A 13,758-nucleotide genomic window follows, 5' to 3' on the forward strand; every position below is an offset into this window, starting at 1 on the left:
TACCTCAGCAGATAGCTAGCTTGAATTCGATGGTCTCTGCAATGCCGGCTCCTTCCTCAAACGGCAGGAAACGGATCGCAAAGCGGCCACGATGGCCCGATATCATAGGGTAAACCCCATAGCTGGGGCAAATTTCCAGCCGCAGCAAGCTGGCATCTTCAGCTTCGTATTGAAAAAAACCGCCCCGGGCCACTTGGGGCTGATAACGGCCGAAGTCCCGGACCAGGCGCAGCCAGAGGTTTAATGCTTCATGCAGCTCATGAATTTGGCGGAGCCAGTTGGCCATATCATTTTGCTTATGGGCTAACGGCAAATGGAGCCAGTGATGCAGTGCCGGCAGGTCGAAGCAACAACTGCCGCCGGGGATGGAAAAGCGTTGTTTAATGCTGTTGAGAAAGCGGTCTTCGCGGATTTCCTGGCCCAGACGGGGCGCGGTGATCAACTGGTGATGGGTCAGATCGAGCTGATCCAACAGGGTCAGCAAGGCGGACTGATCCACGGCATCAATGTCCATCCAGGCCTTCAGTTTGGCCCGAAGCTTATCCAGATCCTTGGCCAGCTCGGCTTTGAGCTGGATCTGATCCAGGATCTCGAGCAAATCGAATAACGCCCGAAAAAAGATTTGATGTTGCCATTGATCGTTGAGTTGGCTGGCATGGCTCATCTGTCGAATGAGATACTCCAGACGCAGATAAATCCGGACTTTCTCATTTAACGGATGTTCAAAACGGTTCGTTAGCATACAGACGTCATCCGACATTGATTCATTGTTAGGCGTACGGGCGGCTCATGGTGAGATACTGCTGGTGCAGATCGCTGACGGCTGCCTGAAGATCCTGGCTGCTGCCGTTGTTGCTGATCACATCATCGGCCGCATCCAGGCGCGCTTGGCGTGTTGCCTGGGCCGCCAGAATTTTCCGGACATGGTCATCATCGACCTGGTCGCGTTGGCGGGTGCGGGCAATTTGAACCTCTTCCGTCACATCGACGACCAGCAAGCGATGCACCATGGCCTGAAGGTTGTTCTCGACCATCAGGGGGATCACCAGCAGGCAGTAGGGTGACTGTGCCTGGTGGATCCCCGCCTGCATTTTTTCCCGGATCATCGGGTGCAGCAGGTTGTTGAGCCAGTGTTTTAAGGCGCTGTCATTGAAAATCGCCTGTCTAAGCTTAGCGCGGTCCAGGGTGCCGTCTGTCAGTAGGATGTCAGAACCCAGTTTCTCAACAATGGCTTGCAGCCCCGGCGTACCGGGCTCAACAACTTCACGCGCAATCATATCGGCATCAATGATGTCAATATCGTAATGGGCAAACAAATCGGCAACGGTTGATTTGCCGCTGCCGATCCCGCCGGTTAGTCCGACAACCATGGTCATGTTCAGAGTCCTAAGTATGAAGTCAGGTACCAGCTCAGGATGGTATCTCCCCATAAAATGGCAATCCAGCCGGCAACGGCCAAATATGGTCCGAATGAAAATGGGGTTTGGCTATCTGAGCTTTGAATACGCATCAAGATGATGCCACAAATCGCCCCGACCAAGGAAGACAGCAGGACGACAAAAGGGAGTAACTGCCAGCCCAGCCAGGCACCGAGGGCGGCCAGCAATTTAAAGTCGCCGTAGCCCATCCCTTCTTTACCGGTCAGGAGCTTAAAGCCCCAGTACAGGCTCCAGAGCGACAGGTAGCCCGCCATGGTACCGATCACCGCATCCGTCAGCGACACCGGACTCCATCCCAACAGCGCGCAAACCAATCCGGCCCACAGTAGCGGCAGGGTGATTTGATCCGGCAGTAGCATCTTGTCGATATCGATAAATGTCAGGGCGATGAGGGCAAAACTGAAGCCGAGCACGGCAATGGCCCATTCGGAAGGCGGCAGCATCAGGGCGACTGTGGTCGCCATCACGGCGCTCAACAGTTCGACCGCCGGATAACGGGCACTGATTTTCGCCTGGCAGTGTTTGCAGCGGCCTTTGAGTAACAGCCAGCTCATTACCGGGATGTTCTCCCAGATACGAATCGGGTGCTGGCAATGCGGGCAACGTGAGCGCGGAACGCTGAGGTTAAAGGTTGCGCCGGGCTCCACCGGGCCGAATTCGGGGAAACACTCAGCGCAGTCGGCTTTCCACTGGCGCTCCATCATGACCGGGAGCCGGTAGATCACCACGTTGAGAAAGCTACCGATGATCAGGCCGAATACGGCGGCAACAACGGGAAAAAACCAGGGAGAGTAGCTCAGCAATTCCATGAAAACGTTCTCATATAACAGATTAAGGCTATTGTAGGGGAATCAGGGGCGAGATCCTAGAACCGAGTCCAGGCCCTGGATACGGCGCGTCAGCGCCGTTGTTTCAGAGCCAAACCCTCGTTTAGCCGATCACGCTCATCAGCTTGATGATCGGCATGTACATGGCAAACAGGAGGCTGGCGACTAAGCCACCGAGGAACAGGATGATGACTGGCTCAATGATTTTCCCGAGGTTGTCGACGATATTTTCGACCTCATCCTCAAACAGAAGTGCCATTTTATTGAGCATGTCATCGAGTGAGCCGGACTCTTCGCCGATCTGGGTCATTTGCAGCATCAACTCGGGAAATACACCGCTCTGGCGCAGCGCGATATGCAGCGGCATCCCGGCCGCGGTCGCAGCATGGACCTCCGCTACCGCCTGCTCGATATAGAGGTTATCGGCGGTTTTTCCCGCCGACTGCAATCCGCTCAGTAGCGGGATCCCGGCGCTGAAGGTGGTCGCCAGGGTGCGGGCAAAACGGGCCACGGTGGCTTTGAGGGTAATTTCTCCCAGCAAAGGCAGACGCAGTAACAGTTGATGTACTTTGCGCCGGAAGCTGATGACGCGCTTGTATTGATAGCTGGTGATGAGTGAGATCAGCACAAGGGCTGCAGCCATTATGGGGCCGTGGGTGATCATGACATCGGAGGCGTGGAGCACCTGGCGGGTAAACCAGGGTAGTTCGGCACCGAAACCGGCAAAAATTTGCGCAAATTGCGGGATCACCATCACCAGCATCAGGATGGTGACCCCAATCGCGGTGAAGGTAACCATGGCCGGGTAAATCATCGCCTTGATGACTTTCTTGCGCATGGCTTCGCTTTTTTCCCGGTAGGTGGCGATACGACCGAACACGTCACCCAGATGGCCGGTTTGCTCACCGGTCGCGACTAAATCGCAGTAGAACTTATCGAACAGCGGCGAGCTGGTCTGCATTGCCCGGGACAGCGAGGCGCCGGCTTCCACCTGGGCGGTTACTTGGGTCAGCACCGCTCTGGCTTCAGATTTATGGTGGCTGCTGGCCATCATATTCAGTCCCTGGACGACAGGCACGCCGGAGTTGGTCATGGTGGCCAGCTGGCGGGTGATGGCGGTGATATCCGCCGGCTTGAGCTGGTTTTTGAGTTGACTGAGAGCCGAGGGCTTGCACCGTTTGATCTTTTTCACCTGGATCAACTGGTCGTTCAGGATTTTACGGACATCCTGCTCCTGAAAGCCAAGCGTAATCCCACTGACTTTTTTACCTTTCTGGTTGACCCCACGCCAGTGATAGTGGCGAATCTTCGTGCTTTGGCTCATTGCCTGACTCCTGATTTATCGACTCGGGTTACGATTCGGCATGCGATAGGGCCGGGGACACCTGGTGAACCCGGGGCTCGTTGGTTTGCCGTGTCTGCCGCTGCGCTCGTTGTTGCTGTGCTGGGGTGACCGTCGGGGATGTAACGCTGATTTGCAGTACCCGCTGCAGCTCTTTGAGGCTGGTGATCCCGGCCTCAAGGGTTTCGATCCCGGATTGCTGCAGGGTTTGCATCCCTTCACGGCGGGCAATATCTTCCAGCTCCAGCGTAGACGCGCCGGCCATCAGTGCCTGGGCTAACGAGCGGCTGAAGGGCATGACTTCGTAAATGCCGATCCGGCCCAGATAGCCCTTGTTGCACTCATCGCAGCCTTGCTCGTTGGCTTTGAATAAGCTGGCTCCCGGCGCAATGGCCAGCGCCTCCCGGGTCAGCGGGTCAAGCGGATCGGGCTGTTTGCAGTGTTTGCATAGCCGGCGTGCCAGACGCTGGGCGATGATCAGGCTCAGGGACGAGGCCAGGTTGAAGGTCTCCAGGCCCATGTGCGTCAGGCGGGTGATGGTTTCCGCCGCTGAGTTGGTGTGCAGAGTGGACAGCACCAGGTGGCCGGTTTGGGCGGCTTTGACTGCGATTGAGCCGGTTTCCTGATCCCGGATCTCCCCGACCATCACAATGTCCGGATCCTGGCGCAGAAAGGAGCGCAGGGCTTCGGCAAACCCCAGCCCGACGGTGGGGTTGATCTGGACCTGGTTGACCCCGGGCAGGTTGATCTCGACCGGATCTTCGGCGGTGGAAATATTGCGCGCCTCGGTGTTGAGAATGTTCAGCCCGGTGTACAGCGACACCGTTTTACCGCTGCCGGTCGGCCCGGTCATCAGGATCATTCCCTGGGGTTTTTGCAGCGCTTCCAGATATGCCTGTTTTTGCTGCGGGGTGTAGCCGAGTAGATCAATATCGAGCTTGGCACTGGTACCGTCAAGGATCCGTAGCACCACTTTTTCGCCCCACAGGGTCGGCAGGGTCGAAACACGCAGATCGATTGCCAGGGTCGGCGAGAGCCGGAGTTTAATTCGTCCGTCCTGGGGCTGGCGCCGTTCGGCAATATTGAGTTTGGACATCACTTTGAGCCGGGTTGACAGGCGGCGCGACAGGTGTGCCGGCGGCGTGGCATGCTGGTGCAGGATCCCGTCACAGCGAAAGCGGATGCGGTAGGTTTCCTCGTAAGGTTCAAAGTGAATGTCCGAGGCGTGCTTGCGCACGGCGTCCAGCAATACCTGGTTGATGTAGCGGGTGACCGGGGCGCTGTCCTGGCTCAGGTCGGTGGCGGTCTCTTCAAACTCGCCTTCGCTCAAATTGACCAGCTCACCGAGATCGTGGTCACTGAGGCTGCGCTGGTGGCTGGTTTCGCCGATTTCACTGCCGTACAGGCGCCGGATCGCGCTGTCGAGCTGCTTGCACTCGAGCAGTAGCGGCTCAATAGTTTTACCGGTGACAAAGCGGAACTCATCCAGGGCATCCATTTGGGTCGGATCGCTCAGGCCGAGATACAGGGTGGTGTCATTCTGGCTCAGTGGCAGTGCCCGGTGGCGCAGGATCAGCTCGCGCTGGTTCAGGCTGTGGCAGCTGGCAGTGTAGTCGTACTGGTGGACATCAACCAGGGCGATGGCAAACAGGTGCTCAAGCTGGCGGGCCAGCTCCGCGCTGGTGAACAGCCCGAGCTGGACCAGGGCCGACGGCACCGGAATGCCGTCGGCCTGGACTGTATCCACCACTTGTTGCCGCTGCACCGGGCTGAGCAGCCCGGCCTGGTGCAGGGTAGAAGAGAGGTGGGTGTTCATTGATTAACAGTTACCTGGTTTTAATTCTGCCTTTGTAATATCTGTCGTACATGCCCATGCACCAGTGCCCATTGTTCTAGTTAACGTAACCGTTTTACCGTTAATGTCAGGGCTGGAGTTCGCAAATGTGTATTTCATTTCTGCCTTGGTTTTATCAAAAGAAATGGTGCCTTTTGAGCCTTGGGACGAACCATTAACATCAGCGACAGTAGCAGGAAATGCGCCATTGTTGAGGACATAATCTTCGACATTCGTTTTTAGTGCCGCCAATTCTCCTAAGCCTGTATTGGCTTCTGCTTTCGCCACATAGTTTTGATATGCAGGTACTGCAAAAGCACTCAAGATCCCAATAATCGCCACTACGATCATCAATTCAATCAGCGTAAAGCCCTGTTGTCTTTTCATTGTTTAATCCTTTGTTTATCCAAGATGACGAAATCATTTCAGTGGGTTCAGAATATTCACCATTGCAACTGTGTGAATATGGTTGTCGGCATTTCTCGGCACAGCAGAGAGAAAATGTGGTGGCTGTTTCACGGGTTACATACAGCCGTCGGGAGAGGACACGTTTTATCTGAGACATTGATAAAGCGGGTAATAACAGGGGGTGGGAAACGGCTTGGGAGACGGCTTGTTTATCGGGTGGAGGAGCGATGGATAAAAATGCAGATCAATCGGTGAGGCGCCCCGGCATGATAGGCCGGGGCGGGGGTTAGCGGTCGTGTCGAATGAGGGAAGGCGGTTTACTGGAACCGCATCGACAGATCCATGGCGCGGACATGCTTGGTCAGGGCGCCGACTGAGATGTAATCGATGCCGGTGTCGGCATAGTCGCGAATCGTCGCCAGGGTGATGTTGCCGGAATTTTCCAGTGCGGCGCGGCCGGCATTGATCTTCACGGCTTCGCGCATCATCTCCAGGGTGAAGTTATCCAGCATCACGATATCGGCTCCGGCATCAATGGCCTTGCGAAGTTCATCCAGGCTTTCGGTTTCCACTTCAACCGGTTTGCCGGGATTGAGTTGCTTGGCCGTGCGGATTGCCGCCTCAATGCCGCCGCAGGCAATAATGTGGTTTTCTTTGATCAGGTAAGCGTCGAACACGCCGATGCGGTGGTTGAAGCCACCGCCGCAGGTGACGGCATATTTTAGCGCGCTGCGCAGGCCTGGAATGGTTTTGCGGGTATCGAGCAGCCGGGTTGGGGTGCCAGCCAATTGCTTGACGTATTCGGCAACCGTGGTAGCGCAGCCGGACAGGGTCTGGATGAAGTTCATCGCGTTGCGCTCGCCGGTCAGCAAAATGCGAGACGGGCCGCGCAGGGTGCACAGGACCTGGTTCGGCGCAACGGTGTCGCCGTCTTTGACCTGCCATTCAATGGTGACTTCGCCACCGAGCTGCCGGAAGACTTCGTCGGCCCAGAGCCGGCCGCAGAATACGCCGGGTTCACGGGTGATGATGGTGGCGACGCCCTGGCTGTCGGCCGGGATCAGGCTGGCCGTGATATCACGGCTGGGATCGATCACACCGCCTAAGTCTTCGCGCAGAGTATCGGCGACGGCCCGGGTAATTTCGGCCGGTAGTTGCTGTTTAAGGTATTCGAGGCGCGAGGCGCTGTCGTGCTTTTGTTCCATCTCGGTCATGACAAATCCATAGCAAGGTGAGGTGCCGGATTCCGATCCACCCGGCGCAATTGAATGGGTAAATGATACAGCGTGCAATCGGCAGATCCTAGGACGTGCTTCATGATTTCTGCGCGCGCGATCGTCCGGTAGGTGCTTTCCCAAGGGCGCATGATGGACAGGGCCTGTCGCGATTTGGATTCCGTGTTGATCAACGCTTGATCTCCAGCGTGCAGGCGTTAGGCTGTCGGGCAGACTTTGAATACAGGGGAGCGCCATGCTTGCGATTGCTCAGAACCATTGGTTAGCCGGGGTGAAACATGTGCCGTCCCCGTTTTATGATCAGCGCCCGGACCATGAGGATATCTCGTTGCTGGTGGTACATAACATCAGCCTGCCGCCGGGTCAGTTTGGTGGCCCTTATATTGAGCAGCTGTTTACCGGCAAACTCGATCAGAATGAACATCCGTATTTTGCTCAAATATCAGGCTTTCGTGTTTCAGCTCACTGTTTAATTAGACGAGATGGCGGTATTATTCAGTTTGTCCCGTTTGATTGTCGGGCCTGGCATGCCGGGGTGTCGCAATTTGCCGGGCGTGAGCGGTGCAATGACTATTCGATCGGCATTGAGCTGGAGGGGACCGATGCGTTGCCCTATACCCCAGCACAATATGACACGCTGACGGCGTTGACCCAGGCTTTGATGGTGCGATATCCCGCGCTCACTCGCGAGCGGATCACCGGCCATGAGTTTATCGCCCCGGGACGCAAGACCGACCCCGGCCTGGCCTTCGACTGGCGGGCGTTTAAAACGGCGCTGGATAAAATGTAACAATTTTCCGCACAGGTCTCTGTGAGCGTAAATTGGTCAGACCAATAATGATTTGCTCATCTCTTCATCCACTTCTACCCTGTTGTGTAGCCATGATGACCTTGTTTTCACAAGTTTTCATAAGTTGAAATTTTTGTTAAACGGGTCATCGTTCTATGATTTCTGTCAAGTTGCTGGTGGACATCCTCAATTATTTCTGTAAAATTTCCTCTCAAATTTAATTGGTAATACCAATTATCCAGCTTCAGGTTTCCTGAGACGATATAAGTACAAGAAGCATAACGAAAAAAATGACTTATAAACGAATTCGCCAGCCAAAGCTCTCTGACGCGATCGAGCAGGAACTGGAGCATCTGATCCTGGAAGGCATTTTGTCTCCGGGGGAGCAGTTGCCCTCTGAGCGCGAGCTTGCCAAGCAATTCGACGTTTCACGCCCGTCCGTACGGGAAGCCATCCAGCGCCTTGAAGCCAAACGCCTGCTGACCCGTCGTCAGGGCGGCGGTACGTTTGTCACCGAAAAACTATGGCAGAGTTTTTCCGAGCCGCTGTTGGACTTGCTCAGTGCCCACCCTGAAACCCAGCTAGATTTACTCGAGTCTCGCCATGCCCTGGAGGGCCTGGCTGCCTACTATGCAGCCCTGCGAGGCACCGAAGAAGATTTTACCCGTATCCGCGACTGCCATGCGCGTATACAGGACGCCCAGCAACAAGGTGATTTGAAGGCCGAAGCCGCCGCCGTGATGCAGTACCTGATCGCAGTGACCGAATCTGCGCACAATGTGGTGCTGCTCCATATCATCCGGAGCCTTGCCCCGTTGCTGGAGCAAAACGTATTACAAAACTTTGAACTCCTGAACCGCCGTCCAGAGGTGGTCGAAAAAGTAAGAAAGCATCGAGCCAATATTGTGCATGCGATTGTTTCCGGAGAGCCCGAGCTGGCCCGCGAAGCATCTCATGCACATTTGGCTTATATCGAGGAAACACTGTTGGATTTATCGCGTGAAGATAGCAGACGTGAACGCTCTCTTCGTCGGATTCAACAACGCAAGGACGGGCTGGATTAGGGCTCCTCATTTTGGTTGAGACAGGTCTTAAGCACAGTCGCGACATTGTTAGTTTTGTAGATTATCAACGAAAGGATAGATCGCATGTCTGAAGTCATGAAGAATGACGTGGACGCACTTGAGACTCAAGAGTGGCTAGCAGCCCTAGAGTCAGTCGTTCGTGAAGAAGGTGTAGAGCGCGCCCAGTTCCTACTTGAGCAAGTAATGGACAAAGCGCGTTTAGACGGTGTAGATATGCCAACCGGCATCACTACGAACTACATCAATACAATTCCATCGGCCCAGGAGCCTGCGTATCCTGGTGATACCACGCTTGAGCGTCGTATCCGCGCTATCATCCGTTGGAACGCTGTGATGATCGTACTGCGTGCATCGAAGAAAGACCTGGAACTGGGCGGCCACATGGCGTCATTCCAGTCTTCTGCTGCATTCTACGAAGTCTGTTTCAACCACTTCTTCCGTGCCCCGAACGACGTTGATGGCGGCGACCTGGTGTACTACCAAGGCCACATCTCTCCAGGGATCTATTCTCGTGCGTTTGTTGAAGGCCGTCTGACTGAAGCCCAACTGGACAACTTCCGTCAGGAAGTCGATGGTAAAGGTCTGCCGTCTTACCCTCACCCGAAACTGATGCCTGAATTCTGGCAGTTCCCGACTGTATCTATGGGTCTGGGTCCAATCGCTTCTATCTACCAAGCGCGCTTCCTGAAATACCTGGACGGCCGTGGTATGAAAGATACCTCCAAGCAGCGCGTTTACGCGTTCCTGGGCGACGGTGAGATGGATGAGCCGGAATCACGTGGTGCGATTTCTTTCGCTGCGCGTGAGAAACTGGACAACCTGTGCTTCCTGATCAACTGTAACCTGCAACGTCTTGACGGCCCGGTAATGGGTAACGGCAAGATCATCCAAGAGCTGGAAGGCCTGTTCAAAGGCGCCGGCTGGAACGTGGTGAAAGTGATCTGGGGTAACAACTGGGATTCTCTGCTGGCGAAAGATACCACTGGTAAACTGCTGCAGCTGATGAACGAAACCATCGATGGTGACTACCAGACGTTCAAGGCTAAAGACGGCGCTTACGTGCGTGAGCACTTCTTCGGTAAGTACCCAGAAACAGCTGCCCTGGTTGCAGACATGACTGACGACGAGATCTTCGCGCTGAAGCGTGGTGGTCACGAGTCATCTAAGCTGTTCGCGGCATTCAAGAACGCCCAAGACACCAAAGGCAAGCCGACTGTGATCCTGGCCAAGACTGTAAAAGGTTACGGCATGGGTGAAGCGGCTGAAGGTAAGAACATCGCGCACCAGGTTAAGAAAATGGACATGACCCATGTTCTGCACCTGCGTGACCGCCTGGGTCTGCAAGACCTGGTTTCTGACGAAGATGTGAAGAGCCTGCCGTACCTGAAACTGGAAGAAGGTTCGAAAGAGCACGAGTACCTGCACGCGCGTCGTAACGCCCTGCACGGTTACACGCCACAGCGTCTGCCGAACTTCACGCAAGAATTCATCGTTCCTGAACTGGAAGAGTTCAAGCCGCTGCTGGAAGAGCAGAAGCGTGACATCTCTTCAACCATGGCATTCGTCCGTTCGCTGAACGTTCTGCTGAAGAACAAGAACATTGGTAAGAACATCGTTCCTATCATTGCTGACGAAGCCCGTACGTTCGGTATGGAAGGTCTGTTCCGTCAAATCGGTATCTACAACCCGCACGGCCAGAACTACACCCCGCAAGACCGCGACATCGTTTCTTACTACAAAGAAGCCACGTCTGGCCAGGTGCTGCAGGAAGGGATTAACGAACTGGGTGCAATGTCATCTTGGGTTGCTGCAGCGACGTCTTACAGCACCAACGATCTGCCAATGATCCCGTTCTACATCTACTACTCGATGTTCGGTTTCCAACGCGTTGGCGACATGGCATGGATGGCTGGTGACCAGCAAGCCCGTGGTTTCCTACTGGGTGCAACTGCCGGTCGTACCACCCTGAACGGTGAAGGTCTGCAGCACGAAGACGGTCACTCGCACATCATGGCGGGTACGGTACCGAACTGTATTTCTTACGATCCAACATTCGCGTACGAAGTCGCGGTCATCATGCAAGACGGTATCCGTCGCATGTACGGTCCAGAACAAGAAAACGTGTTCTACTACCTGACCCTGATGAACGAAAACTACGCAATGCCAGCGATGCCGGAAGGTTCTGAAGAAGGCATCCGTAAGGGTATCTACAAGCTTGAGTCTTACGCGGGCGACAAGTCTAAAGTTCAGCTGATGAGCTCCGGTACCATCATGAACGAAGTTCGTAAAGCCGCTCAAATCCTGAGCGACGACTACGGCATCGCTTCTGACGTTTACTCGGTGACCTCGTTCAACGAACTGACCCGTGACGGCCAGGATGCAGAGCGTTTCAACATGCTGCACCCAGACGCTGAGCAGAAAGTGCCTTACATCACTGAAGTGATGGGCAGCGAGCCAGCAATCGCCGCAACGGACTACATGAAGAACTACGCAGAACAAGTCCGTGCGTTCATGCCTTCAGAGTCTTACAAGGTTCTGGGCACCGACGGTTTCGGCCGTTCTGACAGCCGTGAAAACCTGCGTCGCCACTTCGAAGTTAACGCCGGCTACGTTGTTGTTGCTGCGCTGACTGAACTGGCGAAGCGTGGTGATGTTGAGAAATCTGTAATTGCTGAAGCAATTGCGAAATTCGACATCGACGCTGACAAGATCAACCCGCTATACGCGTAAGAGGCAATAAATAATGGCAATCGAAATTAATGTACCTGACATCGGTGCGGATGAGGTTGAAGTAACTGAGATTCTTGTCAGCGTTGGCGACAAGGTTGAAGAAGAGCAGTCTCTGATCACGGTTGAAGGCGATAAAGCTTCTATGGAAGTGCCAGCCTCTCAGGCGGGTATCGTAAAAGAAATCAAAATCGCTGAAGGCGACAAGGTTTCTACCGGTTCTCTGATCATGATTTTCGAAGCCGAGGGTGCAGCAGCTGCTGCACCTGCTCCTGCGGCAGAGGCAGCTCCTGCAGCTGCACCTGCTCCAGCAGCAGCGGCTCCAGCGACTTCTGAGCTGAAAGAAGTTCACGTCCCGGATATCGGTGGCGACGAAGTTGAAGTGACTGAAATCATGGTTGCGATCGGCGACAGCATTGAAGAAGAGCAATCTCTTCTGACGGTTGAAGGCGATAAAGCATCAATGGAAGTCCCAGCACCGTTTGCCGGTGTTCTGAAAGAAATCAAAGTTGCAGCGGGCGACAAAGTCTCAACCGGCTCTCTGGTGATGATCTTTGAAGTGGCGGGTTCAGGTGCACCAGCAGCGGCTCCGGCAGCGGTTGAAGCCCCGGCAGCAGCCCCAGCGGCAGCAGCTGACAAAGAAGTCAACGTCCCGGATATCGGCGGCGACGAAGTCGAAGTGACTGAAATCATGGTTGCCGTTGGCGACATGGTGGAAGAAGAGCAATCACTGATCACTGTTGAAGGCGACAAAGCTTCGATGGAAGTGCCTGCGCCATTCGCGGGTAAAGTGAAAGAAATCAAAGTAGCTGCAGGTGACAAAGTGTCAACCGGCTCTCTGATCATGGTCTTCGAAGTGGCGGGTGCAGCACCAGCAGCAGCCCCGGTTGCAGCGGCTCCGGCTCCAGCAGCGGCGGCTTCTGCGCCAGCAGCACCGGCAGCAGCGCCTGCGGCATCAACGGGTGATTTCCAAGAGAACAACGAGTACGCGCACGCGTCTCCGGTTGTTCGTCGTCTGGCGCGCGAGTTCGGCGTGAACCTGGCGAAAGTGAAAGGCACCGGTCGTAAGAACCGTATCCTGAAAGAAGACGTACAGAACTTCGTGAAAGATGCGCTGAAACGTCTGGAGTCTGGCGCAGGTGCAGCAGCATCTGGCAAAGGCGACGGTGCAGCCCTGGGTCTGCTGCCTTGGCCGAAAGTAGACTTCAGCAAGTTCGGTGAAACCGAAGTGAAGCCACTGTCTCGCATCAAGAAGATCTCTGGCGCGAACCTGCACCGTAACTGGGTGATGATCCCGCACGTGACGCAGTGGGACAACGCTGACATCACTGAGCTGGAAGCATTCCGTAAAGAGCAGAACGCGATTGAAGCGAAGAAAGACTCTGGCATGAAGATCACCCCACTGGTGTTCATCATGAAAGCGGCTGCAAAAGCTCTGGAAGCATTCCCAGCGTTCAACTCTTCGCTGTCTGACGACGGTGAGAGCCTGATCCTGAAGAAATACGTGAACATCGGTATCGCGGTTGACACACCAAACGGTCTGGTTGTTCCTGTCTTCAAAGACGTGAACAAGAAAGGCATCTATGAGCTGTCTGAAGAGCTGATGGCCGTGTCGAAGAAAGCCCGTGCCGGTAAGCTGACTGCTGCAGACATGCAGGGCGGCTGTTTCACAATTTCTAGCCTGGGCGGCCTGGGTGGTACTGCATTCACACCAATCGTGAACGCACCTGAAGTTGGGATCCTGGGTGTGTCTAAGTCTGAAATGAAGCCAGTGTGGAACGGTAAAGACTTTACGCCACGCCTGCAACTGCCACTGTCGCTGTCATACGACCACCGTGTGATCGACGGCGCGGAAGGTGCACGCTTCATCACTTACCTGAACGGTTGTCTGTCTGACATTCGCCGTTTAGTGCTTTAAGGTTCATATCCGCAACCCCATGCCTGCAACAGCAGGCATGGAATTGTTGTGTAGCTCACAGGCTATGGCAATTTACTTTTCAGTTTGTTAACACCTCTGTAAAATCAGTTGACTAACTGAAAGAAAGAAGAGCCTACGCCTGTTAGGGATAAA

11 protein-coding genes are annotated in these 13,758 nt (G+C 54.8%); 4 read left to right on the forward strand and 7 right to left on the reverse strand.

The genetic code is table 11. From position 1 onward, the window contains the following. Positions 1-4: 4 nt before the first annotated feature. The 7 genes from zapD to nadC form a co-directional block, all read right to left on the reverse strand. The gene (gene zapD, locus NH461_RS01985) at positions 5-742 is read right to left on the reverse strand and encodes a cell division protein ZapD (RefSeq protein ID WP_261601677.1); all 738 of its coding nucleotides are present in this window, start codon (positions 740-742) and stop codon (positions 5-7) included. A 28-nt stretch (positions 743-770) separates the two neighbouring features. Beyond that, positions 771-1,376 (reverse strand): dephospho-CoA kinase, encoded by a 606-nt coding sequence (gene coaE / locus NH461_RS01990; protein WP_261601678.1) that lies wholly within the window; start codon positions 1,374-1,376, stop codon positions 771-773. Between the two features lie 2 nt (positions 1,377-1,378). After that, on the reverse strand, positions 1,379-2,248 hold the full coding sequence (locus tag NH461_RS01995; protein WP_261601679.1) for a prepilin peptidase: 870 nt from the start codon (positions 2,246-2,248) through the stop codon (positions 1,379-1,381). 121 nt (positions 2,249-2,369) lie between these two features. Continuing rightward, positions 2,370-3,590 carry a type II secretion system F family protein gene (locus NH461_RS02000; RefSeq protein WP_261601680.1) on the reverse strand — a complete coding sequence of 407 codons (1,221 nt, stop codon included), beginning with the start codon at positions 3,588-3,590 and terminating at the stop codon, positions 2,370-2,372. A 28-nt stretch (positions 3,591-3,618) separates the two neighbouring features. Beyond that, the gene (gene pilB, locus NH461_RS02005; protein WP_315903232.1) at positions 3,619-5,424 is read right to left on the reverse strand and encodes a type IV-A pilus assembly ATPase PilB; all 1,806 of its coding nucleotides are present in this window, start codon (positions 5,422-5,424) and stop codon (positions 3,619-3,621) included. A 3-nt stretch (positions 5,425-5,427) separates the two neighbouring features. Further along, complete coding sequence (locus tag NH461_RS02010) at positions 5,428-5,829, reverse strand: pilin (protein WP_315903233.1); 402 nt, start codon at positions 5,827-5,829, stop codon at positions 5,428-5,430. 338 nt (positions 5,830-6,167) lie between these two features. Further along, positions 6,168-7,055, reverse strand: coding sequence for a carboxylating nicotinate-nucleotide diphosphorylase (gene nadC, locus NH461_RS02020; protein WP_261602808.1), 888 nt, complete (start codon positions 7,053-7,055; stop codon positions 6,168-6,170). A 265-nt stretch (positions 7,056-7,320) separates the two neighbouring features. Between nadC and ampD the strand changes: the two genes are divergently transcribed. The 4 genes from ampD (at position 7,321) to aceF (ending at position 13,605) form a co-directional block, all read left to right on the forward strand. Then, entirely contained in the window at positions 7,321-7,875 is a 555-nt protein-coding gene (gene ampD / locus NH461_RS02025; protein ID WP_261601681.1) for a 1,6-anhydro-N-acetylmuramyl-L-alanine amidase AmpD, read from the forward strand. A gap of 290 nt (positions 7,876-8,165) precedes the next feature. Next, positions 8,166-8,939, forward strand: coding sequence for a pyruvate dehydrogenase complex transcriptional repressor PdhR (pdhR, locus tag NH461_RS02030; RefSeq protein WP_261601682.1), 774 nt, complete (start codon positions 8,166-8,168; stop codon positions 8,937-8,939). Positions 8,940-9,023: 84 nt separating this feature from the next. Further along, positions 9,024-11,690 carry a pyruvate dehydrogenase (acetyl-transferring), homodimeric type gene (gene aceE, locus NH461_RS02035; RefSeq protein ID WP_261601683.1) on the forward strand — a complete coding sequence of 889 codons (2,667 nt, stop codon included), beginning with the start codon at positions 9,024-9,026 and terminating at the stop codon, positions 11,688-11,690. 13 nt (positions 11,691-11,703) lie between these two features. After that, positions 11,704-13,605: a pyruvate dehydrogenase complex dihydrolipoyllysine-residue acetyltransferase gene (gene aceF, locus NH461_RS02040; protein WP_261601684.1), complete on the forward strand. Its 1,902-nt coding sequence runs from the start codon at positions 11,704-11,706 to the stop codon at positions 13,603-13,605. Positions 13,606-13,758 lie beyond the last annotated feature (153 nt).

Origin of the sequence: Photobacterium sp. TY1-4 (assembly GCF_025398175.1) — a bacterium.
GTDB lineage: Bacteria > Pseudomonadota > Gammaproteobacteria > Enterobacterales > Vibrionaceae > Photobacterium.

Excerpts from the sequence above, each read along its gene's own strand:
- zapD (WP_261601677.1), bottom strand. The coding sequence starts at position 742 with ATGCTAACGAACCGTTTTGAACATCCGTTAAATGAGAAAGTCCGGATT.
- coaE (WP_261601678.1), bottom strand. The coding sequence starts at position 1,376 with ATGACCATGGTTGTCGGACTAACCGGCGGGATCGGCAGCGGCAAATCA.
- NH461_RS01995 (WP_261601679.1), bottom strand. The coding sequence starts at position 2,248 with ATGGAATTGCTGAGCTACTCTCCCTGGTTTTTTCCCGTTGTTGCCGCC.
- NH461_RS02000 (WP_261601680.1), bottom strand. The coding sequence starts at position 3,590 with ATGAGCCAAAGCACGAAGATTCGCCACTATCACTGGCGTGGGGTCAAC.
- pilB (WP_315903232.1), bottom strand. The coding sequence starts at position 5,424 with ATGAACACCCACCTCTCTTCTACCCTGCACCAGGCCGGGCTGCTCAGC.
- NH461_RS02010 (WP_315903233.1), bottom strand. The coding sequence starts at position 5,829 with ATGAAAAGACAACAGGGCTTTACGCTGATTGAATTGATGATCGTAGTG.
- nadC (WP_261602808.1), bottom strand. The coding sequence starts at position 7,055 with ATGGAACAAAAGCACGACAGCGCCTCGCGCCTCGAATACCTTAAACAG.
- ampD (WP_261601681.1), top strand. The coding sequence starts at position 7,321 with ATGCTTGCGATTGCTCAGAACCATTGGTTAGCCGGGGTGAAACATGTG.
- pdhR (WP_261601682.1), top strand. The coding sequence starts at position 8,166 with ATGACTTATAAACGAATTCGCCAGCCAAAGCTCTCTGACGCGATCGAG.
- aceE (WP_261601683.1), top strand. The coding sequence starts at position 9,024 with ATGTCTGAAGTCATGAAGAATGACGTGGACGCACTTGAGACTCAAGAG.
- aceF (WP_261601684.1), top strand. The coding sequence starts at position 11,704 with ATGGCAATCGAAATTAATGTACCTGACATCGGTGCGGATGAGGTTGAA.